The organism is Citrobacter sp. CK195 (genome assembly GCF_030333365.1).
Classification (GTDB): domain Bacteria; phylum Pseudomonadota; class Gammaproteobacteria; order Enterobacterales; family Enterobacteriaceae; genus Citrobacter_B; species Citrobacter_B koseri.
This window is the reverse complement of record NZ_JAOWGB010000017.1, coordinates 263,310-287,947: the sequence shown is the minus strand read 5'-3', so window position 1 is coordinate 287,947 and position 24,638 is coordinate 263,310. Positions and strand designations below refer to the sequence as shown.

Genomic DNA, 24,638 nt, shown 5'->3' with positions numbered 1-24,638 from the left:
GTCAGACGGCAAAATAACGATTAAAATAGTTTCTATCGCATTCACCCTTCGTTGAATCCTTCTCATTACATCTTCAGAGAAATCATCAGTCATGATTATCAGACCAGAGCAACATTGGTTTTTTCGATTATTTGATTGGCATGGCTCGGTATTGTCAAAAATAACATTTCGGTTATTTTTAAACCTTGTCATGTCAGCTATCGCAATTATCATTTATCAATGGTATGAGCAACTGGGCATCCACTTAACCGTTGCCCCTTTTAGCCTGCTGGGGATCGCAATCGCTATCTTTCTTGGCTTTCGCAATAGCGCCAGCTACAGCCGTTTCGTTGAGGCACGGGGACTGTGGGGAACCTTACTGATTGCCGAGCGTTCCATCATCCGTCAGTTAAAAAATTTGTTGCCGAATGACGTTGAGCTACATAAAAGAATTTCAGGTTATCTGATTGCCCTTTGCTGGAGTCTGAAACATGAATTACGTAAAACCGACGCCGGATATGATATGTACCGAATTCTGCCCCGGCATATTCTTACCCAGGTCATGTTCAGCCCGATGAAAACCAACCGGATATTATTATTGATCGGCGATGAAATGGCGGCACTGCGTGAACAAGGCAAGCTGAGCGATATTACATTTGGCCTCATCGATAATAAAATAGATGAAATCGCCCACGTTATTGGCGGCTGTGAACGAATTGCAAATACCCCGGTGCCGTTTGCTTATACATTAATACTCCAGCGAACCGTTTATCTTTTTTGTACCCTTCTTCCTTTTGCGCTGGTTGGCGACCTGCATTACATGACGCCATTCGTGTCCGTTTTTATTTCCTATACCTTTTTATCCTGGGATTCCCTGGCGGAAGAACTTGAAGATCCCTTTGGCACATCGGCTAACGATTTACCGCTCAACGCGATTTGCAACACTATTGAGCGCAATCTGAAAGAGATGACCGGGCAACAGCCCCTGCCGGAGCCGCATCAGCCCGATCGCTACTTCAATCTGACCTGAGTCCATTGCCCGCTACCCACCAATGTACGACAGGTTTTGCGTAATGCCGGTGTTCCCCTGATGCAAAAAATGCGTCTGTTTTTTATGCGTCAGCGCATCGGCAATACGCATCTTAAGGGCATCCTGCTGCGTATCGTCTTGCAGCACGTCTCGTAAGTCGACCCCGCCATCACCAAAAAGACATAAATGCAGTTTGCCGATGGAAGAGACGCGCAGCCGGTTGCAACTGGCGCAGAACGTTTTTTCATAGGGCATGATCAGGCCAATTTCGCCAGCAAAGTCCGGGTGGCAAAAGACCTGTGCCGGGCCATCACTGCGCTGGCGAATCTGGCGCACCCAGCCGCGTCGCAGCAGTTCATCACGCAGCACCACGCCCGAAATATGATGGCGTTGAAACAGCTCACTGCCCTCACCCGTTTCCATCAGTTCGATAAAGCGCAACTGAATGCGGCGAGGCTTAATCCAGGCCAGAAACGTGTCCAGTTGATGATGATTCACATCGCGCATCAGAACCGTATTCACTTTGACCTTTTCAAAACCGGCGGCAAACGCCGCATCAATACCGTTCATCACTTCCTGAAATTTATCCTGCCCGGTGATGGCATAAAACTGGCGAGCGTCCAGACTGTCCACGCTGACGTTGATGGCGGTTAATCCGGCCTCACGCCAGCGTGCGACGTCACGCGCCAGGCGATAGCCATTGGTCGTTATCGCAATCTGGCGAATCGCCGCATTTTCACGCACCGCCGCGATAATATCGATAAAGTCGCGGCGTAAGGAGGGTTCCCCGCCGGTAAGACGGACTTTTTCCGTACCCAACGCGGAGAACGCGCGGGTGACGCGGCGAACTTCATCCACCGACAAGAATGACTTGTTGCTCACGCCGCCGGGTTTGTACCCGTCCGGCAGACAGTAGGTACAACGAAAATTGCACACATCGGTAACGGACAGACGTAAATAGGTGAATTTACGCTGCCATGAGTCCATAAGCGGTTGCATAGATAACCTCGGGAGACAACGAACAGGCAGGCCACATCACGCTGATGTGGCCTGAGACAGGAAGTAAGACGTGTTGTTAGTGGGTTTTCATCCCCGCCGCCAGCATCAGCAGCTTAAACCCGGATGCGACGACGGCCAGCGCCATAACGCTTGCCGCCCAGATGATGACCATCCAGCCCACCCTTTTCCACCAGGCGCGTGGGGCGGTATCCGCAGGTTTAGCGTGCTCTGTGTCTGATAGTGAAGCCATTAATGATACCCCTCATCAGGATTAATTTTTCCGCGAAAGACGTAGTAACTCCAGCAGGTGTACATCAGAATCACCGGGATAATCAGTAACCCGCCCACCAGCATAAAGCCCTGGCTTTGCGGCGGTGACGCGGCCTGCCAGATAGAGATCGACGGCGGAATGATATTGGGCCAGATGCTGATGCCCAGCCCGCTGAATCCCAGGAAAATCAGTCCAAGGGTCAGCATAAACGGCCCATAGCTCGCTTTGCGGTTATAGGCGGAACGCACAATTCCCCAGCAGCAAACCAGCACTAACAGCGGGACAGGCGCAAACCAGATGATCTCTGGCAGGCTGAACCAACGTTGAGCAATCGCCGGATGCGTCAACGGCGTCCACAGGCTGATAATGACGATGATCGCCAGCAGCAGCAGCGTCAGGATAATCGCCTTCTCCGACATGCTTCGGTGCAGCGGGCCTTCCGTTTTCATGATAAGCCAGGTGCAGCCCAGTAACGCATAGGCCACCACCAGCCCCACGCCGCAGAACAGCGGGAAAGGCGCCAGCCAGTCCATCGTCGAGCCGCTGAACGCCCGTCCGGTTACCTGCAAGCCGTTAACCAGCGTTCCCACGGCGACGCCCTGGCTGAAGGTTGCCAGCACAGAACCGCCGATAAAGGCTTTATCCCAAAGCGGGCGGTGTTCCGGCGTCGCTTTAAAGCGAAATTCAAACGCCACGCCCCGGAAAATCAGCCCCAGCAGCATGGCGGTTAACGGCACGCTGAGCGCATCGACAATCACCGCATAAGCCAACGGAAACGCGCCATATAACGCCGCGCCGCCCAGCACCATCCAGGTTTCATTGCCATCCCAGACGGGAGCCACGGTATTCATCATCATGTCGCGCTCTTTCTCGTTCTTATTGAACGGAAAAAGAATGCCGATCCCCAGATCAAAGCCGTCCATCACGATGTACATCAACGTTGCGAAGACAATGATGACGAACCAGATTATTGACAGGTCGATGCCCATTTTATTCTCCCCTGCGTGTGTTCATGGGTTCGCTCACCGCCGATAACGGACGCGCTGGCGTACCCCCCTGAGCGATATCATGCGCATGCTCGCGCACTGGCCCCTTTTTGATCAGCCGCACCAGGTAGAGGTAGCCCACCCCAAAGACGGACGAATAGACGAGGATGAACGCCAGCAGGCTGACGGACATGTGCATGTCGCCGTGTGCGGAAACAGCATCACGCGTGCGCTGCAAACCGTAGACCACCCACGGCTGGCGGCCAATCTCGGTGGTAAACCAGCCCGCCAGAATAGCGATTAACCCCGATGGCCCCATGCAGAATACGAACCACAGGAAAGGACGACACTGATACAACCGGCCACGCCAGCGCAGCCACGCGCTCGCCACCCCGGTCAGGATCATCAGCATCCCCAGCCCCGCCATTATCCTGAACGACCAGAAAATGATGGTTGAGTTCGGGCGATCCTCTTTCGGGAACGACTTCAGCGCGGGCACTTGTTTGTCGAGGCTGTGCGTCAGAATCAGGCTTCCCAGATAAGGGATTTCAAGGCTGTACTTCGTTTTTTCCGCGTCCATATCCGGTACGCCAAACAGAACCAACGGCGTGGCTTCGCCTGGCGGGTTTTCCCAGTGCCCTTCAATCGCCGCAATTTTCGCCGGCTGATGTTCCAGCGTATTGAGACCGTGCGCATCGCCAATCACCGCCTGAACCGGTGCGACAAACAGCGCCATCCACAACGCCATCGAAAACATCTTTCTGATCGCGGGCGTGTCGTTTCCTTTCAGCAAATGCCAGGCCGCCGAGGCGCCGACGAAGAACGCGCTCGCCAGAAACGCCGCCGTGGACATATGCAATAAACGGTACGGGAACGACGGGTTAAAGACGATGGCCATCCAGTCCACCGGCACGACAACGCCATTCTCAATCGCGTAACCCTGCGGCGTTTGCATCCAGCTATTGGAAGAGAGGATCCAGAACGTTGAAAACAAGGTTCCCAGCGCAACCATACAGGTCGCGAAGAAATGCAGCCCCAGCCCGACGCGCTTCCAGCCGAACAGCATCACGCCCAGAAAGCCCGCTTCAAGGAAGAATGCCGTCAGAACTTCATACGTCAGCAACGGACCGGTGATACTTCCGGCAAATTGTGAAAAGCCGCTCCAGTTAGTCCCGAACTGGTAAGCCATGACCAGGCCTGAGACCACCCCCATCCCAAAATTGACGGCAAAGATCTTTGACCAAAAATGATAAAGGTCGCGATACGTTTCATTTTTGGTTTTGAGCCATAGCCCTTCAAGGACGGCGAGAAAACTTGCCAGGCCAATTGTTATTGCGGGAAAAAGAATGTGAAAAGATACGGTAAAGGCAAATTGTATCCTCGCAAGGTGAAAAGCATCTATTCCAAACATAATTCCCCCCACGGAGTCGACATTGACTGATTTATTTTGTACAACGCTTTCATTTCCAGCCTTTTTCTTTGATTAATAGCGATTTTCTGAATATTTCAGAGCAGGTGAATCTAATAATTTTCGGCGTGTTTAATTAGTCTCAAACAATTATTCAAAAAGTTCAAATAGGTTAAATTTAATAAGTGATAGATAACATTTATTATGATAATGATAAAATCCTGTTATAATTTCTTTAAATCGACAGCGCAGACGCCGCATAATCCGGGCAAACCCCGCGAATTAACTGGGTTCCACCATCTGTTATATAAAGTCTTATATAACGAATAATAAAAGATGTTGCTGTTATCTCCCGGATAGAGACAACTGTTTGTATTTATTAACCATCACCATTACCCATTTTTTAAATAAGGTTAATGGCTTTTCAAATGGATATTTGTCCGGCTGGCTTTTATTTATATAACGCGCAGCCGCTAAACGTAATTGTTAAATACACTGGAATAACCCTACCCGTTATGTAGCTATTTCAGGATGCCAATGTGACCAGAATAGTCAGGAGTTCATATGAATAAGAAAAGACGTTCAGTTCCCGGAGTCAGACACTATGACGGTCCTGCTGGCGGCTGGGGCGCGTTAAAAGCAACGGCCATTGCCGTTCGTACACAAATGGACGCGCTTGAAGCACCCGTTACCCTGTTGCGCACAAATCAGCCAGACGGCTTTGACTGCCCGGGATGCGCATGGCCGGATAAAGAACATAAATCAACGTTTCAGTTTTGCGAAAACGGTGCGAAGGCCGTCACGTGGGAAGCGACAAGCAAGCGCGTCACACCGGCGTTTCTGGCCAAAAATACCGTCAGCGCGCTGCTGAAGAAAACAGATTTCGAACTTGAAGGGTATGGTCGCCTGACTCATCCGCTGGCCTATCACAAAGAAAGCGACACATTTCGCCCTGTCGAATGGGAACAGGCCTTTGCCCGCATCGGCGAAGTGCTTCGCGGTCTCTCCCCTGAACAGGTGGAATTTTACACGTCCGGTCGCGCCTCCAACGAAGCGGCATATCTGTTCCAGCTTTTTGCGCGCGAATACGGCAGCAACAATTTTCCCGACTGTTCCAATATGTGCCACGAAGCCACCAGCGTAGGTCTGCCGCGCTCAATTGGCATTGGTAAAGGAACCGTATCGCTGGATGATTTTGAAAAGACGGAACTGGTGATCGCCATCGGCCATAACCCAGGGACAAACCATCCCCGTATGATGGGGACGCTGCACGAGCTTGCGCGCCGCGATGTGCCGATTATCGTCTTTAACCCGCTGCGAGAAAGAGCGCTGGAACGCTTTGCCGACCCGCAGAGCATCATCGAAATGGCGACCTACAGTTCAACCGACATTGCCTCAACCTATTTCCAGGTCAGGGCTGGCGGTGATGCCGCCGCGCTGAAAGGCATTGCCAAACATGTGTTGCAGCTGGAAGCCGAGCGTGGCGATGTTCTGGATCGCGAGTTTATCGCCGCCCATACGCTGGGCTTTGACGATTTTGCCGCAGATATTGCCGCAACCTCCTGGGAATCCATTGAGCGCGAATCAGGTTTAAACCGTGAGCAACTGGAAAAAGTCGCGGAAGCCTACGCCAGGTCCAACGCCACCATCATCACCTACGGCATGGGCATTACCCAGCATAACAAAGGGACAGCGAACGTGCGTCTGATTGCCGACCTGCTGTTAATGCGCGGCAATATTGGCAAACCCGGCGCAGGTATTTGCCCGCTTCGCGGCCACTCCAACGTTCAGGGGAACCGCACCGTCGGCATTACCGAGAAACCGGCGCCAGAATTCCTCGAACGGTTGAGCGACGTTTTCGGGTTTGTTCCCCCGTCGAAACACGGACACGACGCCGTACAGGCGACGCAGGCCATGATCGACGGGCGCGCCAGGGCGCTGATCTGCCTGGGCGGTAACTTTGCCGTGGCAATGCCCGATCACGAACAGGGGTTCCCGGCTATGAACGGGCTGGACTTGAGCGTCCACATCGGCACCAAACTGAACCGAACGCATCTGCTGGTCGGGAAAGAGACGTTCATCTTCCCCTGCCTCGGACGCACCGAACTGGATATTCAGCGCACCGGCAGACAATCCATCACGGTAGAAGATTCTATGTCGATGGTGCATGCCTCCTCCGGCAAACTGAAACCGGCGTCGCCGTTATTGCGTTCGGAACCAGCCATTATTGCCGGAATGGCGAAAGCCACGCTGACAAACAGCAAAATCGGCTGGATGGAGCTGGTTGCTGATTACGATCTCATCCGCGAACTGATTGAGCAAACCATTCCCGGTTTCGACAATTACAACGATCGTATCCGGGTGCCTGGCGGTTTCCGTATGCCGCTGCCGCCGACCGAACGCGTCTGGCCGACATCGACGGGCAAAGCCATGTTCTCCGTATTCCACGGCGTTAACGAGAACGTGACCGGCGAAGGTGAAAATACGCTGCGTCTGATTACCCTGCGAAGTCACGATCAGTACAACACCACCATTTACGCGATGGACGATCGTTATCGCGGCGTATTTGGCCGTCGTGACATTATCTTTATGAACGAAGGCGATATGGAGCAGTTAGGGCTTGAACATGGCGATCGCGTCGATATCCGAACGGCCCTGCCTGACAGCGATCTCTGCCTGGAAGATATCACCGTCGTGGCCTACAGCATTGCGGCAGGTTCTGTCGGCGCCTATTATCCTGAGGCCAATGTTCTGGTTCCGCTCAATTATATTGATAAAGAGAGCGGTACGCCTTCTTATAAATCCGTACCGGTAAATATCACCTTGCGTTCAAAAGAAATTCGCGCGCTGTAAAATTCGCCCCTTATTCATGACGTTCTGCTGAATAAGGGGATTTATTTTTCAGCCACTGACGCGCAGAAACGGTATTGTCACGCCGCAATTCGGTTACAAAATTTATACATTTATGCAATAATGTGAACCCATGTCGTAGCGCAAACGGCTGCCGGAGCCTCTTCTTAGCCCCCAACAGACCGTCTGCCGAAGAGATGAATGATGGACATAAAACAACTCAAATATTTAATCGCGCTGGATCAGACCCGTCACTTTGGTAAGGCCGCATCGCAGTGTAATATCACGCAACCCACCCTCTCCATGCGCATTCGCAATCTGGAGGAGGAGCTTGGTCTGGTGCTTATCGTTCGCGGGCAACGCTTTGAAGGCTTTACCCCGGAAGGCGAACGTATTCTGGCATGGGCAAAATCCCTGCTGGCCGCGCACGATGGCTTACAGGCCGAGGCCGCGCTCTGCAAAGGACAGGTTGTCGGCGTGCTCCGTCTGGGTATGGTGCCACTCGCCAGCGTCGATCCTATGCTGTTTATTCGCGAATTAACCCCCAAATACCCGGAACTGCAATTTAGTCTCTATTCCATGACCTCGGAGCAAATTGCCGAAGGCGTAAACAGCAACCAGCTGGAGCTGGGAATATGTTATCTGAATAACATTGATGTCAGTCCGTTTGATGTTATCCCGTTAGCGAAAACCCGGATGGGTCTGCTGCACGACACGCGCCATTTTGAAATAGAAAATGAGAGCCTCTCCTGGAACGATCTCATTAATTTCCCGCTGGGTTTTCTGACCAAAGGTATGCATTACAGAGAGCACATGGATATGAGTTTTAAATCAGCCGGAATCTCGCCTAAGCATATTTTCGAAAGCGATTCAACATTCCAGATTATTCAGGCCGTACAGCGCGGCATATGTTGCGCCATTATGCCGCTCAATAATGGGCTGGAGAATTTAAACAGTAATTTTCATATTACGCCGATCGTCAATTCCAACATTGAAGCCCCTGTCGGCCTGATCATGCGTAAGCAAGCGCCGGTTTCCTCGCTCGCGCTGCGCTGCTTTACGGACGCGCGCGACATCTACGCCGCCCACAACCCACAGCATTCGTAATACCCGCAATCCGCGCCTTTGCGTGGATTGCTTACACAAGCCATCCATCTTCATCATTGCAGGATTCGCACATGCCGTTTCTGTGCCGGTTTTTTTCCTTTACGGCATTTAAAAACAGTAATAATTCACGATCGGTTCTTAAGCGGAATTTTGTCATTAACGCGTTTCGATGCGCCAGCACCGTTTTCTGACCGATCGCCATTTTGTAAGCAATCTGCTTTGACGTCATCCCCGCATAAAGAAAGGCAGCGAGCTGGTTTTGTTGCCCGGTAAGCGTCTTATGCGGACAATGCCCGCAGTGGTGTACGGCATGGGGCGTTTTTGCCTGCTGTAAAGAAAACCAATGCTGCTTAATCACTTTACTGATCTTACTGACGTTCGCATTGAGCGGAATAAACACGATGTTTCCTATACAGGAGGGAATTTCTCCTCGCGCGGGAATATGTTTTTTATCCACCAGGCCAATCATCAGGCGTGGCGCACGAAATCGCATTTCAGCATGACAAATATACTGTTCACCGGGGTGCAGCATCAGAATTAAGATATCGGCACAGGCGGCGTTTGCGTGGTCATAGTCGTTAAAGGTGAGCGTGGTCCGATTCAGGTTCGGTGGAAATATTTCGCACAGTAACGCGCGCAATCCGTATTGATAAAAACGATCCTGACATCTGATGACAATATTCATGTATACGCGGCTCCGGGTAATAATTACTGATAGCTCAATGAAACCGTCACAACCGAATCAATGGTTCCCGGTGAGACCTGCCCCTGTTCACTGTAGAGCCGGGCGCGTAAATTCCAGGTGTAACGCTGTGCGACAATTTCACTGGTCAGAACCTGACCGTCGCCCAGCGGTCGGCCGTCCGCCGCCTGCAACTGTATCGCGACAGGGGTAGCGGTTCCCAGATTGCGATACATATCATCGCGATGCATGTCATCAGCGTTGCCGTTAAACTGAATCATCACGCCTGTTGTGCCTTCCGGGCAATGTTCAATGCTGAAATCAAAACTGACCCACGGCGTCGTTGACCCTGCGGTATACATTGATGAGGCCGTTACCGGACTCCCCGCCGTTAAATCAACGGTTTTAGTGATGCTGTCGCTGCTCACCTGACACGGCGCGGCTTTCACATTCCCTTTGATATTTAATGCGATCGGATCGCCCTGACCCCATACCTGACCAGTAAGCAGCATCAGGGTCAGCAGCCAGCGTTTTCTTCCAGGCATACTTTTTCCTTGGGTTATTGGTAGGTAATATTCAACGTGGCGGTGGCATTCGCGCTGCCCGGCTTCACCTGGCTTTTGGTCTGGTAATAACGCGCCACCAGCGGAAATGTCTCCTGCCCGCCTGCGGATTTTTTCAATACGATGCGGTTATTCAGTTGCAGCGGCGCATCGTTATAAACTATCTGGACCCCCACGCCGTCTGCCGTTTCGGAGCTACCCTGCCCGGTCAGCGCCAGAACGCTGGTGTCAGCCGGTGCGTCAGGGTTTTGCGTTCCCGCCAGTTCAACATTGATATTCGCCCCCGGATCGCAGTTCAGCCCCAGATTTTGTGTATCGCTGTGCGACAGCACGGCTCCGGGCTGGCCGGTGAACTCGGCGGCATTAATATCACCGAGCTGAAAATTAAGAATCTGGCTGGAAAACGAACATGCGAGCGCCGTCACCTGGGTATCGGCGCCCATTGAAATCTGCATAAAAGAATGATCCGGCGTACCAAACCATCCCTGTGCAACCACTCCCGGCGTCAAATATCCCGATTGGATCGTTGCTGTTTTAATCAGCATCACGTCATAGTTACCGAGGTTATAGATATAGCTGGCGCCATTTGACGGCAGCACAAAATCCCCTGCGGGAATGGATAGCCTGATTCCCACCCCTTTCAGATTGGTGTTGTAAACATGATTTATCGGCGAAGGCGTCGCTGACAGGTAATTGATCGCATAAGCACCGTTACAATAGACGGCACCGCCAGGCGCCGTGACCAACAGTTTGGCATACCCGGAGACCCTGGCGCGGGCGATTTCTGCCCCTACCGGCGCATCTCGCTGCACGACAATATTCCCCATTGAGACGGTATTAAATAGTGTCGTATTCACGGTACAGTCATCGGCAACGCTGAGCCCTGAAAAAAGTATCAGTAAACTGAATAAGAGATAAGTTCGTTTCATTGTCAGATTCTCACGCGAGGTAAGCCCACTTAGCGGCAAAGAGAGCCGGTCACGCTAACGCCGCTGTAGTTCTCGGCTGAGGTTAATGAATAATTTGCCGTGCAGCGCTGCTCGCCGTCACGTCCCCAGACCACATTCAGCGTCCCTTCCGGCGGCATGCCGCTTAAATAAACCTGCCCCTCGTCACCGACAATAAATTGTTGTTCTTGCGCGCCTTTTAACGTCACCATCGCCCCAAATGGCACCGTCGAACCGTGGGGTCTGGTCAACGTCAACAGCACGCGCAGCCCAACATTAGCGACATAGTCCGCCCTCACGACCGCGCCACGGGTTGGCACAACGGTTTTGTTGGTAAGCGCCAGTTCAACATCGTCCGCAACGGATGCCGTATCCAGGCCGATATCATTTTTGCGATACGGTGAAACATTGGCGGAAACGGTGTAGCCACGAAAATCAGTTCGTACGCCGCTCTGGTTTTTAATCCCGACCCCCGATGCGCCAGGCGCGCCAATCAGCACGTTGGTTTCCCCCAAAGGCTGAGAGAACGTTACGCCATCGGCATATGCCAGCACGCCCCCCGCGAGAGCGTAATTCACGCGCTGCGAGTGGCGATCGTAACGATACCCCCCGCTAACATCGGCGTAAGTACCCTTATAATCCGCGCTCAGACTACCGGTATACCCCACGTCATCCGTGCCGTAACCTTGCTGAATATTCCAGTTCAGCGCGTTACCAGCCAGCGCCGTTCCACTCAGCCCTGCGCTATGAGTCGCGCCCTTCCCGCTGCTGGCATTCATGCCATAACTGGCCCAGGTATTGCTCATAAAGCGATCCAACGGAATGCTGATATTCAGCGCCAGCTGTTGGTCTTTATCATAACGATCGCCGCTGCCGTTTTTACTCAGCGTCCAGGCGACGCTATAGCTCACGCCGTTCCAGGCATTGTGATACCCCACGCTCCACGACTGCATCGGTTTTCCGGTATGCCAGTAGTCCTCCTGTACCGCGCTTAACGCCAACGATCCGCCGCCTGCGCCCAGGGACTGGTTGACGTTGGCTTCCATACGGTTACGTCGTTTCGTTATCTGCCCGGAACTACCGCCATACGTATCGAAAGTGTCCTGCATACCGTAGTAACCGCGCGTTGAATATCGGTAACCCGCAATCGAAAAGTTTGTTCCTGTCGCGATGCTATTTTTGCTATAGCGCACACGCCAGGATTGCCCCTGAGTCTTGCTGCCATCAGCGGGTTGCGCCCATGACTGGATTACGTCGGCAGAAAGCGCGCCAATCGTTCCCAGATTTTTACCGATGCCGGACGCTATCGCCCGATAGTTACGGGAAGTCTGGACGCCGCCATAAAGCGTGAAACCGCCCGGCAAACCATAAATCGCGGTTCCCTGGCCGAAATCAGTTTGTTCCACACGACTGTCGCTGGAGCGATAGCGCCCGCCGGTTAACGCATATTTGAACCGGCCTTCACGCTGTAACACCGGTAATGATGCGAACGGGACGGTGAAGTGCTGCTCACTGCCATCCGCCTCTTTAACCGTGACCTCCAGATCGCCGGCGCCTCCCGTGGGGAACATGTCGGTAATGTCAAACGCACCTGGGGCCACGTAACTTTGGTAGATTTGGTAGCCATTTTGCCGGATGACGATCTGCGCATTGGTGCGGGCAATACCGCGTACCACGGGCGCATATCCCTTCAGCGAATCGGGCAGCATGTCGTCATCTGACGCAAGCTGGCCGCCACGAAACGGTATGCTGTCAAAAACATCCGCAGGAGAGGCGCTGTCTCCCAGCACCAGTTGCGCTTTCAGAGGGACGATATTGCGCTGGACATAGGTATAAATCGAATCCCAGTCCTCATCGCCCTGACCGCTGCGCCGCCAGGTGGTGTAATTGCGCAAACGCCACGGGCCGATATTTATTCCGGGGCGCAAATTAGCGTACTGACTATTACTGTTATCACCGCTCAGACTGTAGTTAAGCATCGCGGCGGTAATGCCTTCATCCCAGAGTTCCGGCGCGACATCCCCCCGCGCTCTGGCAGATAACGCCGCCTGCGGAATACTTAACAACAGCTTTTGCGTCGAAAACTGGAACTCACTTGAAGCCTGTGGAATAGCGGACAAATCGGCGCAATCCCCTTTGCCCTGCACACCCGGATACTGCGCGATGTTAACGCCATAGCGTTGCAACATTTCCCCCGACAGGCAGGGCTCAAGCACATCCTCACCAGAAGGCGTTGGTGTTTTATTAAATGCGATATCCTGCGTGTCCAGAAACTGCCCGTTGAGGATAATATCGACATGGTAAGTGCCCTGTGCCTGCCCCCCCATTTCAAAACCAGAAAGATCGATATTCTCGCTACCGGATGATATATGCTCCAGTAGCGCCGGATTAAAGTAATCCCGACCCAGAACCTCATTCAGCACGCTGAATATTCCCAGGGAGATAAACAATACAAGCCTGGCCGGATACGGATTAATTATATATTTGGCTATCATCATTAACGTAATTCCGACCCGTCGCTACTTAAACAGAACCGCTGTACTCCTCGCTGATTCCACCGTAATCATTAATAATCCTGAATTTCACGCTTCCGCCATTTCCGCCCGAAGGCAGTGCAAAACGGGCGGTACTCCCCGGCGCCACAAATGTTACATTGTCAACTTTCTTACCGGATACGGTAATTTCATTGAAATTAACGTAATAAGGCGTGGGGTTATTTACCTGAATAAACGCCCCGCTCCGGCTCCAGCTTAACTTTCCGAGCTGCGCTTCAGGCGTTGACTTGCTCAGCAACGCAGGCCGATAAATCAGTTTTATTCGTGTTTTAACCGCAATCTGTAACGTATTATCCTTACGTTGGGCCGACGGTATCGATTTAATATTCAGCCAAAACAGGGACTCTTTATCCTCAGGCAGATTTCCCGCCCGAATAATACGCATTACGTTTTGCTGCCCGTTATCAAGCCGGTAAAGCGGCGGTGTAATAATAAAAGGGGCTTTGGCCTTACCGTCATTTTGCGTTTCGATCCACGACTGAATTAAATACGGAATATTATCGGGATTACTGACGCTTAATGACGCTTCTTTTTTACCGCCATCGTAAATAACCCGTGTTCCGCCAATGGAAACGCCAGCATTCACACTGGAAACGCCGGTAACAAACAGCGCCAACGCGGTGGCGCAAACACGTAATACTCTCATGGTAAACCTCTGAGAGGGCCGGTTATCGGCCCCCCAAACAACATATACTCGTCAGTTATAGTTAACGGTGAAGTTCGCTACGGCGTTCACGACGCCCGGCACAACAGGCACGCTGGTGGCGACATAGGCGGCGTAGAAATCCAGTTGGTTGTCAACCATATCTAACAGTGAATAGGAATAGCCATTGATCTGATTAAGGCCTAAAGGCGCTCTGTCTGCCGTCATCAGTCGAATGGCCACCCCGCTTGCCGAACCAGGATCGGCGGAAAGCGCCAACAGATCGGTATTACCCGAATGATTAACGCCATCAAATTTCACCCGCGCAGACGTGACGGAAGAGGGGCAGTTAATCAGACGCAAGGTAAATTTAGTCGTTGACGCTTCATCCCCTGCGTTGGTAAACGCTGTTTTATAGACACTTCCCATATCAACGGTCATCGTATTATTGGCGCCAATATCTACGGTACAGGCGGTATCAAGAACCTGTCCCACAAATTTGACCGTGCCGTCATACGCTATCGCATGTGATATTGACAAAATGGCCGCAGCGGAAAGCGCCATTGCTATCATATTTTTTTTCATCATCGCTATCCTTAACACCTGTTTATTTATCGCGTTACGACATAATGTCCATACATTTTCTGCTCTGGAAATGGGCTGCCGGGAAACGCTTATTTTTGGCTATCATCGTAAAGACAAGGAGATAAATAACATGCGATTTCCCCTTCATCATTCCGGGCCGCATCACGTTAGCGGTTTGAATCCTGAATCAAGGCGCGATGTCAATTAAGTTCTCCTTAATTTAAATTTTCATATAAATGCACATATTTGCTCAAGTGATTTTTTGGTGTAATTTTACACCTTGTTCTGGATTCACTTATTTTTAGTCTGTCACCATAATTATTAGCTCAAGCAAGACGTTACGCTATTACAGAGACTATTATATGGGAGGACAGATCATGCCTGAAACCAAAATAGCTATTGAATCAAGTATGTATAAGGCTCTGCCTCTGAAGCCAATTGAACATGTAGAAAAACTGATTGCGCACCTGAAGCCACACGCAAACACACGAGAAACAAAATGCAGACAAATTATTAACAACGAAAATAATAGACCACATCAATGTTATTTATTGCTGAAGGGAACCATTGGGGTTTTCAGAGCACGGGACGGCTTCATGCTTAACTCAGAAGTCGCCCCCTTTATTTTTGGCCTCAGCAATCAACTGGTTGATGCTGAATATTTGCTGATGCGCAGTGAGGAGTGCTCTGAGATCGCCTTTATTCCACTGGAGAAAGTTAACGACGTTATAGCAAATGAGAATCTTTGGGAAAGTCTGGCGAAGGTGCTTATCTACACCGCCGGTCGGGTGTACGACCACTGTACGCGCATTTCAGCGCCGACATCCTATGATATTATTCGCGCTCAGTTGTATGAATTAATGCGCGAGTCTAATGAATTCAGGCAAAATATAACTGCCGCAAATTATATTCAGTCAAGAACATTTCTGTCGCGCAGCAGCGTGATGAAGATACTGGCCGATTTAAAAAAAGGCGGCTACATCGTGACCGATCGTGGTGTTCTGAAGCAAATTCAGCAGAATATTCCCCTGAAATACTAGCTATGCTCAACACGCATTAACGCAGAGCCACTAAAATAGAATGACAATGACAGTGACCGGATAACACCTACCATGCCCCTGGATTCTTCCTTTAATCAACTGAAGCAGCCTTCGCCCTATGCAATTGCGCTGCTCAACGCACTCACGTCAGAACAGGATTTCAAACGGTATCCTCGCGGAAGTCGCTTTGTCTTCGTCCAGGGGGGCGAGCACCAGTGCCTGTTTTTCCGCACGGGCGTCGTAAGCATTGAGAACATCGAAAATAGTCTGTTGCTGGGGATAGCTTCTGCCCCGGTATCCCTGGGGTTCACCAGCGCCCTGTCGGATAAACTGCTGATTCGCGCGCTCGAAGAGTGCGAAGCGGCGACAATTCCCCTCGATGATGTGATGGAAACCATTGAGCGCAAGCACCTGTGGGAGATCATGGCAAAGCATATGATCATCGTCACCAATAAATTGTTTATCCAGAATGAAATGGCGACAGCGCCGACCGCTTACGATCTGCTGTGCTACCAGTTGCAGGCGCTAAGCCAGGAGCCGGAAAGCATCCGCTCTCAGATGGCGGCCTACCAGTATATTCTTGAACGTACCCGCCTTTCGCGCAGCAGCGTGATGAAAATGCTGTCAGCGCTGAAAAAAGGCGGCTATATCGAACTGGAACAGGGCAAATTAATCGCAATTAATCACCTCCCTTCTCGTTTCTAACCCCCCGTTTTTTACGCTTAAAGCGGCGGCATTCGTTGGTCGGGATCGCAATTCTGACGATTACCTCGCCTTTGCGTTCCATAATGAAACATGATTAAGCATAAATGTTCCGTTGATGAAACATGTTATGGCCGAATTTTCTTTTCCGCTCACTGTTGCACAATAAGGTTATCGGCAGTGAGTGGTAGCCGTGTCATGGTACACAACCGATACCCCTACAGCAGAAGATGCGGAGCAAAATAATGAAAAAGCTGATTAACCGTGTAGAAGAGGTACTGAACGAACAACTCGCTGGTCTGGCAAAAGCGTACCCGACGCTGACGCTGCATCAGGACCCGGTTTACGTTACCCGGTCAGATGCGCCAGTGGCAGGAAAAGTGGCGCTGCTTTCCGGCGGCGGCAGCGGGCATGAACCCATGCACTGCGGCTATATTGGGCCAGGCATGCTCTCCGGCGCCTGCCCGGGCGAAATATTTACCTCACCGACGCCAGACAAAATGTTTGAGTGCGCCATGCACATTGACGGCGGCGAAGGCGTCTTACTGATCATTAAGAATTACACCGGCGACATCCTGAATTTTGAAACCGCCACGGAGCTGCTGCACGACAGCGGCGTAAAAGTCACCACCGTTGTGGTAGATGATGATGTAGCGGTCAAAGACAGCCTTTATACCGCCGGTCGTCGCGGCGTCGCCAATACGGTATTAATTGAAAAACTGGTGGGCGCGGCCGCAGAACGCGGTGACACGCTGGAAGCCTGCGCGGAGCTTGGCCATAAGCTGAATAATCAGGGGCATTCAATCGGCATCGCGCTCAATGCCTGTACCGTGCCTGCGGCGGGCAAACCGTCCTTCACATTGCAGGATAACGAAATGGAGTTTGGCGTGGGAATTCACGGCGAACCCGGCATTGACCGTCGCCCCTTCTCTTCTCTCGATCAAACTGTCGATGAAATGTTTGACACGCTGCTGGAAAACGGCGCATACAGCCGCACGCTGCGTCACTGGGATCATCATCAGGGAAGCTGGCAGGAAGATAAGCAGAGCAAACAGCCGTTGCAGCGTGGCGATCGCGTCATTGCGCTGGTCAACAACCTCGGCGCCACGCCGCTGTCTGAACTGTTCGGCGTCTATAACCGGCTTGAAAGCCGCTGTCAGGAAACCGGCATTACCATTGAACGCAACCTGATCGGCTCTTACTGCACCTCTCTGGATATGACCGGCTTTTCCATCACCCTGTTAAAAGTGGACGATGAAACGCTCGCGCTCTGGGATGCGCCGGTTCACACGCCTGCGCTCAACTGGGGCAAATAAGGAGATTATGTATGTCACTCAACAGAACACACATTGTTAACTGGCTCTATCGCTGCGGTGAGATTTTCACCAAAGAGAGTGATTATCTGACGGGTCTGGACAGAGAGATTGGCGACGCCGACCACGGGCTGAATATGCATCGCGGCTTCAGTAAAGTCGTCGAAAAATTACCCGCGATTGCGGATAAAGACATCGGCTTCATCCTGAAGAACACAGGGATGGTGCTGCTCTCCAGCGTCGGCGGCGCCAGTGGCCCGCTGTTCGGCACGTTCTTCATTCGCGCCGCCCAGGTGACACAGGCGCACCAGAGCCTGACGCTCGACGAGCTGTACCAGATGATGCGGGAAGGCGCGGAAGGCGTGACCAGCCGTGGTAAAGCAGAGCCTGGCGATAAAACCATGTGTGACGTCTGGGGGCCGGTTGTGGAGTCGCTGCGCCAGTCATGCGAACAGCACCTGTCGGTGCAGGCGGCGCTGGATGCCGCCAGCGCCCAGGCCGAAGCGGCGGCGCAGAGCACCATCACCATGCAGGCCCGCAAAGGGCGCGCCAGCTATCTTGGCGAGCGCAGCATCGGCCATCAGGACCCGGGCGCAACCTCCGTGATGTTCATGATGCAAATGCTGGCGGCAGCGGCAAAAGAGTAAGGATAACGCGATGGTAAACCTGGTCATTGTTTCGCACAGCGCACTGCTGGGTGAAGGCGTCGGGCAGTTAGCCCGGCAGATGTTAATCGGCGATGGTTGTAAACTCGCGATTGCAGCCGGTATCGACGACCCACAAAATCCGATTGGCACCGATCCGCTCAAGGTGATGGAAGCCATCGAATCCGTGGCTGATGCGGACCATATCCTGGTCATGATGGATATGGGCAGCGCATTATTGAGCGCCGAAACCGCCCTGGATTTGCTTGACCCGGCGATTGCGGCGAAAGTCCGCTTATGCGCGGCGCCGCTGGTAGAAGGCACGCTGGCGGCGACGGTCAGCGCGGCAATGGGCGCCGGTATTGATAAAGTCATCAATGACGCCATGAGCGCGCTGGACGCCAAGCGTGAACAACTGGGTTTACCTTCACCCACTCAAACTGGGGGCGTCGCCACAAAACCAGCATTTCAGGATAACGACGCCCACTCCATTTCTGTTGTGGTGAAAAATCCAAACGGGCTGCATGTTCGTCCGGCATCGCGGCTGGTCTCCACGTTGTCGGGGTTTCGGGCCGACATGCTGCTGGAGAAAAATGGCAAATGCGTGACGCCGGACAGCCTGAATCAGATAGCGTTATTACAGGTGCGCTGCAACGATACTCTGCGCCTGATCGCCAAAGGAGAACAGGCCGACGAGGCGCTGGCGGCATTCAAACAGCTGGCGACGGAAAACTTTGGCGAGTCCGTGGAGGAGACGCCTGCCAGCAGCACGGCGCGTCAGCTCCCCGCGCAGGTCTCCGGCGTGGTGTTCTGCTATTCTCCCGCTGCACCGGACGTCGCAAATCCGACGACCGTCAATTTGCCGGAAGAGCGGCAGCGCCTGCAAACGGCGATTCGTCAGACGCTGGACGATCTCAACGCGCTGACCACGCTGGCGGAAGAGAAATACTCCGCCGATCTGGCGGCGATTTTTTCCGGGCATCACACACTGCTGGATGACCCCGAGCTGTACGAGATGGCATGTGAAGTGATGCGTGATAAATCGTGTCGGGCGGAAACGGCGTGGCGCAGCGTGCTGGACGATCTCCGCGATCAGTACCGACAGCTCGACGACGCCTATTTACAAGCCCGCTATATCGATATCGACGATATTCTCCATCGGACGCTGAGGCACCTGAGCGGAATAAACGCGCGCTTGCCGGTATTCACGCGCCCGACTATCGTGGCGGCAGAAAATATCTTCCCGTCCACCGTGTTGCAGTTCGACCCACAGACGGTTAAAGGGATCTGCCTGAGCGCAGGCAGCAATGAATCACATTCGGCAATCATCGCCCGTGAAATGGGGATCGGCTGGCTTTGTCAGCAAGGGGAAGCGGTATATGCCCTGAGCACCGGCGAGTCGATTACGCTGGATCTCGCGGCACAGCGCATTCTCTTTTCTGACTGACCGCTCTCCCATCGCGCGTCCTCTTCTGAGGGCGCGCTGTCGCATCACCGCGCTCATCCCCACGCTTCAACCGGCGATAACGGGAAATGTTTACCAGTTCCCAAAATAGCGGTTCGATCACGCGCACATGGCAATCCTGGACTAAGGTTTTGTCATGGTTCATGCCGCTGACTGCGGCACGCCGTTAAGGAGAATATTGATGATAACACCTGCGCTTCGCCATTCCGGCACGCTCTCTTTCGCCATAAAACTGACCGTTGCAAGCACCCTGCTGACATTCGCGTCGCTCTCGGCGCATGCTGAGGAACAGCCGGCCAGTCCTCCGCAGCCCCCGGATATTCTGCTGGGGCCGCTGTTTAATGACGTGCAGAGCGCCAAACTGTTCCCCGACCAGAAAACGTTCGCCGATGCCGTGCCTAACAGCGATCCGCTGATGATCCTCGCGGATTACCGGATGCAACGAAACCAGTCAGGCTTCGATTTGCGTCACTTTGTTGATGTGAACTTTACGCTGCCCAAAGATGGGGAAAAATACGTTCCGCCGGAAGGACAGTCGCTGCGTGAACATATTGACGGCCTGTGGCCCGTGTTGACCCGCACAACGGAGAGCGCCGGAAAATGGGATTCGTTATTGCCGCTGCCGGAACCGTATGTGGTGCCTGGCGGACGTTTCCGGGAAGTCTATTATTGGGATAGCTATTTTACCATGCTGGGACTTGCCGAAAGCGATCACTGGGATAAGGTCGCCGATATGGTGGCGAATTTCGGCTATGAACTGGACTCCTGGGGGCATATCCCCAACGGCAACCGTACCTACTATCTGAGCCGCTCGCAGCCGCCTTTCTTCGCATTTATGGTGGAATTGCTGGCGCAGCATGAGGGCGACGACGCCCTGAAAAAATACCTGCCGCAGTTGCAAAAAGAGTATGCCTACTGGATGGAGGGCGTGGAGAATCTCCAGCCCGGCGAGCAGAATAAGCGCGTGGTGAAACTGGATGACGGCACCGTCCTGAACCGCTACTGGGATGACCGGGACACGCCGCGACCGGAGTCGTGGATGGAAGATATCACCACCGCGAAGAGCAACCCGAACCGCCCGGCAACCGAGATTTATCGCGACCTGCGATCTGCCGCCGCATCGGGCTGGGATTTCAGCTCGCGCTGGATGGACGATCCGAATCAGCTGAGCACCATTCGCACCACCAGCATCGTCCCTGTCGATCTCAACGCCCTGCTGTATAAACTGGAGAAAATGCTGGCGCGCGCCAGCAAAGCGGCAGGCGATGACGCCAACGCGAACCAGTATGAAGCGCTCGCCAGCGCCCGTCAGAAAGGCATTGAAACGCACCTGTGGAACAATCAGGAAGGCTGGTATGCCGACTACGACCTGAAGAGCAAAAAGGTGCGTAACCAACTGACGGCGGCCACGCTGTTCCCGCTGTATGTCAACGCGGCAGCGAAAGATCGCGCCAGCAAAGTGGCTGCCGCGACCCAGGCGCACCTGTTGCAGCCTGGCGGACTGTCCACCACCTCGGTGAAAAGCGGGCAGCAATGGGACGCCCCCAATGGCTGGGCGCCGTTACAGTGGGTGGCGACCGAAGGGTTGCAGAATTACGGGCAGGACAACGTCGCGATGGATGTCACCTGGCGCTTCCTCACTAACGTTCAGCATACCTACGACCGCGAACAAAAGCTGGTTGAGAAATATGACGTCAGCAGTACGGGAACCGGCGGCGGCGGTGGAGAATACCCTCTTCAGGATGGTTTCGGCTGGACCAACGGCGTGACGTTAAAAATGCTCGACCTGATCTGTCCAAAAGAGAAACCGTGCGACAGCGTACCGGCCACTCGCCCCGCAGCGCCAGGCGCTTCCCAGCCTGCGCCGCAAAAACAGGTTGAAACCACGCCGTAATGTGACCCGACCATCATGCTGACAAAAATCCGCGCGCCGTCGCGGATTTTTCTTCCTGGCAATGCCGCGCGTTCATCTCTGCCCCTCATAGCTCTTAAGGGTTAGACCCCCTTTTCATCGGTGAGAATTTGATACTGAACAAGTTTTTTAACGTTATATATGTAAACATATAGCGATTTTTTAACCATTTCAGGATGAAAATAATGCCGCTCACAAGACGGAGATTCGCTCAGGCAATGGCCTCTGCGCTGCTGTTTCGCCACCTCCCTGGCATTGCGCAGACACCGCTGACGTTTGCTATTGGCCGCCCGCCGGAAGGCAATATTATTCGCCGCGTGGTGAGCGCCGGTGCGCCCGCCGATGTGTTACTGCTGGCCGTCGCGCCGGAAAAGCTGGTGGGTTTCTCCTCTTTTGATTTCTCGCGACAGGCGGCGATTCCCTTCCCCGAGTCCATTCGGGCGTTGCCCAAACTGGGCAGGCTGGCGGGGCGCGCCAGCACGTTGTCTCTGGAAGGGCTGCTGGCCCTGCATCCCGATCTGGTAGTGGATTGCGGCAACGCCGATGAAACCTGGCTTTCGCAGGCGCGCCAGGTCAGCGCTCAGACCCGGATTCCGTGGCTGCTGATTAACGGTGAACTGCGGCAAACGCCGGAACAACTGCAAGCCGCAGGACAAGCGCTGGGAATGGAGGCGCGTACTGCCGCTCAGGCGGCGCTGGCTCAGCGCTTCATTGCGCAAGCGCTCGCGTTTTCCCACACGCCTGCTGCCGGTATTCGTTTTTATGCGGCGCGAGGCGCCCGAGGTCTGGAGACAGGATTACAGGGATCGCTGCATACGGAAGCGGCAGAGTTGCTGGGATTACACAACGTAGCGCGAATCCCCGGACGAAGCGGACTGGCCCAGGTCTCTATGGAAAACTTACTCACCTGGCAACCCGACATCATTCTGGTACAGGATGCCGCCACGGCGCACTACCTGCGTCACGACCCCGTCTGGCAAGGCGTTAAGGCGGTTGCGGACAAGCGCATTCTTTTCCTGAGCGGCCTGCCGTTTGGCTGGCTGGATGCGCCGCCGGGCATTAACCGTTTACTCGGGCTGCGCCGGTTGCATGCCTGGCTGGACCCGAACGTTAATCAACATTTTAAAGATGATATGGTACGTTATGCGCGCCTGTTCTGGCATACGTCGCTGACTGACGAACAGTATCAACAGTGGGCGATCATCTGATGAGAACGACCACCCTTTCTGTCCTGATGCTGGGGATTGCCCTTCTCTGTATTGCCTTTGCCAGCGTATCGGGCGCTTATCACCTCGATGCCCGGCAGGTGCTGGCGATGATCTTCAGCCATGACACGGGGCCGACACAGGATCAAATCGTGTTCTGGCAGATCCGCCTCCCCCGCATTCTCGCCGCGCTGCTGCTGGGCGCTGCGCTGGCGGGCGCGGGCACGACGTATCAGGGGATGTTTCGCAACCCGCTGGTCTCCCCGGATATTCTCGGCGTTGCCGCCGGAGCGGGTTTAGGCGCATGTACGGCGATTTTGCTGGGCCTGCCGATTTTGTTTATCCAGCTCTACGCGTTCGGCGGCGGTCTGCTGGTGGTTGCTGGCGTCTGGCTGATTACCCGCCGGGTGACGCGTCACGACCCCGTATTAACCCTTGTGCTGGTGGGTATCGCGCTCGGCACGCTGTGCGGCGCGGGAATTTCCCTGATAAAAACGCTGGCCGATCCCTATACCCAGTTGCCTTCCATCACCTTCTGGTTACTCGGCGGACTCTCTACCATCACGCTGCATGATCTTTGCTTCTCGGCGCCGCTGATTCTGTTCGGCGCCATCCCTTTGCTGCTACTGCGCTGGCGTATGAATTTACTGACGCTTTCAGATGATGAAGCCCGTTCCCTGGGCATCAACGTTACCCGCCTTCGGCTCGCGCTGATTGTCTGCGCGACGCTCATCACCGCCAGCACGGTGGCGATTGCCGGGATTATCGGCTGGATAGGCTTAGTCGTGCCGCATATCGGCAGGTTGCTCACCGGCAATAACCACCAGCAGTTGCTTCCTGTCTCAATGGGCGCTGGCGCCATTTTACTGCTGCTGACCGACACGCTCGCGCGCGCAATCAGCAGTACGGAGATTCCACTCGGTATCCTCACCGCATTTATCGGCGCCCCTTTCTTTTTGCTGCTTCTGCTGCGCGGAGGACGCCAATGACACGACTGACGGTTCGCCACGCCAACCTGGGATACGCCCGACGCCCGGTTTTGCGCGACGTCTCTTTTACCGTACCGGCGGGAGAAATTTGCTGTTTACTCGGCGCAAACGGCAGCGGCAAGACCACGCTGATGCGCACCATTCTTGGCGTTCTCCCCTTGATCAGCGGCGACATCCTGCTTGATGGCGTGGCGGTGCAGCGTTTTTCAGACCGGGAGCGCGCCAGCGCCATTGCCTGGGTGCCACAGGCGCACGACGGCGCGTTCGCCTTCACCGCTCTGGATATGGTGATGATGGGGCTGACGCCGAAAATGGCGGCATTCGCCGTTCCCGGCGCCAGGGAGCGAGAGATTGCCCACCAGCAGCTCGCCGCGCTTGAAATCGTCCATCTGGCGCCCCGACGCTGGAACACCCTGAGCGGCGGAGAGCGTCAACTGGTGCTGATCGCCCGCGCCCTGGCGCAACGCCCTCGCCTGCTACTGCTGGATGAACCCGCCTCCAGCCTCGACTTTGGTCACCAGATCCGCCTGCTCGACACGCTGGTGACACTGAAAAAAACGGGGATGGCGCTACTGATGTCAACCCATCATCCGCTCCATGCCAGGGCGATAGCCGACAGCGTCGTACGCGTGGAGTCCGACGGCCAGGTATCGCAAGGCGCGCCAGAGCGCCAGCTCGCTGCCGACAATCTGGCCGCGCTTTATCGGGTCTCGCCCACACAAATCCACCGCCATCTTTTTGGCGATCAGCAATAAGGGACAGC

General features: G+C 53.9%; 22 protein-coding genes. 12 read left to right on the top strand and 10 right to left on the bottom strand.

The window, feature by feature from the left end; genetic code table 11:
• Nucleotides 1–91 precede the first annotated feature (91 nt).
• Nucleotides 92–1,009 carry a bestrophin family protein gene (locus OGX93_RS02335; protein ID WP_024130281.1) on the top strand — a complete coding sequence of 306 codons (918 nt, stop codon included), beginning with the start codon at nucleotides 92–94 and terminating at the stop codon, nucleotides 1,007–1,009.
• 12 nt (nucleotides 1,010–1,021) lie between these two features.
• Here OGX93_RS02335 and moaA read toward each other — a convergent pair whose 3' ends face one another.
• The 4 genes from moaA to OGX93_RS02315 all read right to left on the bottom strand — a co-directional run bounded on the left by moaA (nucleotide 1,022) and on the right by OGX93_RS02315 (nucleotide 4,676).
• A complete protein-coding gene (gene moaA, locus OGX93_RS02330) occupies nucleotides 1,022–2,008 on the bottom strand; it encodes a GTP 3',8-cyclase MoaA (RefSeq protein WP_012132124.1) in 987 nt (328 codons plus the stop codon).
• Between the two features lie 76 nt (nucleotides 2,009–2,084).
• Nucleotides 2,085–2,258, bottom strand: coding sequence for a DUF2474 domain-containing protein (locus tag OGX93_RS02325; protein WP_072271878.1), 174 nt, complete (start codon nucleotides 2,256–2,258; stop codon nucleotides 2,085–2,087).
• Nucleotides 2,258–3,268 (bottom strand): cytochrome d ubiquinol oxidase subunit II, encoded by a 1,011-nt coding sequence (cydB, locus tag OGX93_RS02320; RefSeq protein ID WP_047463333.1) that lies wholly within the window; start codon nucleotides 3,266–3,268, stop codon nucleotides 2,258–2,260. Before cydB ends, OGX93_RS02325 begins: the two co-directional genes overlap by 1 nt.
• Before the next feature lies 1 nt (nucleotide 3,269).
• Nucleotides 3,270–4,676: a cytochrome ubiquinol oxidase subunit I gene (locus OGX93_RS02315; RefSeq protein WP_286449237.1), complete on the bottom strand. Its 1,407-nt coding sequence runs from the start codon at nucleotides 4,674–4,676 to the stop codon at nucleotides 3,270–3,272.
• 561 nt (nucleotides 4,677–5,237) lie between these two features.
• Between OGX93_RS02315 and OGX93_RS02310 the strand changes: the two genes are divergently transcribed.
• Both OGX93_RS02310 and OGX93_RS02305 read left to right on the top strand, forming a co-directional pair.
• Nucleotides 5,238–7,526, top strand: a complete 2,289-nt coding sequence (locus OGX93_RS02310) for an FdhF/YdeP family oxidoreductase (protein WP_200030104.1) — start codon at nucleotides 5,238–5,240, stop codon at nucleotides 7,524–7,526.
• Nucleotides 7,527–7,727: 201 nt separating this feature from the next.
• Nucleotides 7,728–8,630, top strand: a complete 903-nt coding sequence (locus tag OGX93_RS02305) for a LysR family transcriptional regulator (RefSeq protein WP_286449286.1) — start codon at nucleotides 7,728–7,730, stop codon at nucleotides 8,628–8,630.
• Between the two features lie 31 nt (nucleotides 8,631–8,661).
• Here the strand turns inward: OGX93_RS02305 and OGX93_RS02300 are convergent, their stop codons facing one another.
• The 6 genes from OGX93_RS02300 to OGX93_RS02275 form a co-directional block, all read right to left on the bottom strand.
• Nucleotides 8,662–9,315: a helix-turn-helix transcriptional regulator gene (locus OGX93_RS02300; RefSeq protein ID WP_286449238.1), complete on the bottom strand. Its 654-nt coding sequence runs from the start codon at nucleotides 9,313–9,315 to the stop codon at nucleotides 8,662–8,664.
• A gap of 23 nt (nucleotides 9,316–9,338) precedes the next feature.
• Nucleotides 9,339–9,857, bottom strand: a complete 519-nt coding sequence (locus OGX93_RS02295; RefSeq protein WP_047463324.1) for a fimbrial protein — start codon at nucleotides 9,855–9,857, stop codon at nucleotides 9,339–9,341.
• A 14-nt stretch (nucleotides 9,858–9,871) separates the two neighbouring features.
• On the bottom strand, nucleotides 9,872–10,732 hold the full coding sequence (locus tag OGX93_RS02290; RefSeq protein WP_227657983.1) for a fimbrial protein: 861 nt from the start codon (nucleotides 10,730–10,732) through the stop codon (nucleotides 9,872–9,874).
• 101 nt (nucleotides 10,733–10,833) lie between these two features.
• Nucleotides 10,834–13,320, bottom strand: coding sequence for a fimbria/pilus outer membrane usher protein (locus OGX93_RS02285; RefSeq protein ID WP_286449239.1), 2,487 nt, complete (start codon nucleotides 13,318–13,320; stop codon nucleotides 10,834–10,836).
• A gap of 25 nt (nucleotides 13,321–13,345) precedes the next feature.
• On the bottom strand, nucleotides 13,346–14,023 hold the full coding sequence (locus tag OGX93_RS02280; protein ID WP_047463318.1) for a fimbrial biogenesis chaperone: 678 nt from the start codon (nucleotides 14,021–14,023) through the stop codon (nucleotides 13,346–13,348).
• Nucleotides 14,024–14,074: 51 nt separating this feature from the next.
• Nucleotides 14,075–14,605, bottom strand: coding sequence for a fimbrial protein (locus OGX93_RS02275; RefSeq protein ID WP_024130278.1), 531 nt, complete (start codon nucleotides 14,603–14,605; stop codon nucleotides 14,075–14,077).
• Nucleotides 14,606–14,982: 377 nt separating this feature from the next.
• Here OGX93_RS02275 and OGX93_RS02270 point away from each other — a divergent pair, with 377 nt between their 5' ends.
• The 9 genes from OGX93_RS02270 (at nucleotide 14,983) to OGX93_RS02230 (ending at nucleotide 24,630) form a co-directional block, all read left to right on the top strand.
• Nucleotides 14,983–15,645, top strand: a complete 663-nt coding sequence (locus OGX93_RS02270; protein WP_024130277.1) for a winged helix-turn-helix transcriptional regulator — start codon at nucleotides 14,983–14,985, stop codon at nucleotides 15,643–15,645.
• Nucleotides 15,646–15,717: 72 nt separating this feature from the next.
• Nucleotides 15,718–16,350, top strand: coding sequence for a winged helix-turn-helix transcriptional regulator (locus tag OGX93_RS02265; RefSeq protein WP_012132105.1), 633 nt, complete (start codon nucleotides 15,718–15,720; stop codon nucleotides 16,348–16,350).
• 242 nt (nucleotides 16,351–16,592) lie between these two features.
• Nucleotides 16,593–17,663 (top strand): dihydroxyacetone kinase subunit DhaK, encoded by a 1,071-nt coding sequence (gene dhaK, locus OGX93_RS02260; RefSeq protein ID WP_286449240.1) that lies wholly within the window; start codon nucleotides 16,593–16,595, stop codon nucleotides 17,661–17,663.
• 11 nt (nucleotides 17,664–17,674) lie between these two features.
• On the top strand, nucleotides 17,675–18,307 hold the full coding sequence (gene dhaL, locus OGX93_RS02255; protein ID WP_012132103.1) for a dihydroxyacetone kinase subunit DhaL: 633 nt from the start codon (nucleotides 17,675–17,677) through the stop codon (nucleotides 18,305–18,307).
• Between the two features lie 10 nt (nucleotides 18,308–18,317).
• The gene (dhaM, locus tag OGX93_RS02250) at nucleotides 18,318–19,751 is read left to right on the top strand and encodes a dihydroxyacetone kinase phosphoryl donor subunit DhaM (RefSeq protein WP_286449241.1); all 1,434 of its coding nucleotides are present in this window, start codon (nucleotides 18,318–18,320) and stop codon (nucleotides 19,749–19,751) included.
• 199 nt (nucleotides 19,752–19,950) lie between these two features.
• Nucleotides 19,951–21,663, top strand: coding sequence for an alpha,alpha-trehalase (locus OGX93_RS02245; RefSeq protein ID WP_071258542.1), 1,713 nt, complete (start codon nucleotides 19,951–19,953; stop codon nucleotides 21,661–21,663).
• A 203-nt stretch (nucleotides 21,664–21,866) separates the two neighbouring features.
• Nucleotides 21,867–22,889 carry an ABC transporter substrate-binding protein gene (locus OGX93_RS02240; RefSeq protein WP_110494157.1) on the top strand — a complete coding sequence of 341 codons (1,023 nt, stop codon included), beginning with the start codon at nucleotides 21,867–21,869 and terminating at the stop codon, nucleotides 22,887–22,889.
• A gap of 26 nt (nucleotides 22,890–22,915) precedes the next feature.
• Nucleotides 22,916–23,875 (top strand): FecCD family ABC transporter permease, encoded by a 960-nt coding sequence (locus OGX93_RS02235; protein ID WP_416053420.1) that lies wholly within the window; start codon nucleotides 22,916–22,918, stop codon nucleotides 23,873–23,875.
• The gene (locus OGX93_RS02230; protein WP_275055822.1) at nucleotides 23,872–24,630 is read left to right on the top strand and encodes an ABC transporter ATP-binding protein; all 759 of its coding nucleotides are present in this window, start codon (nucleotides 23,872–23,874) and stop codon (nucleotides 24,628–24,630) included. The genes OGX93_RS02235 and OGX93_RS02230 overlap by 4 nt, the downstream gene beginning before the upstream one ends.
• Nucleotides 24,631–24,638 lie beyond the last annotated feature (8 nt).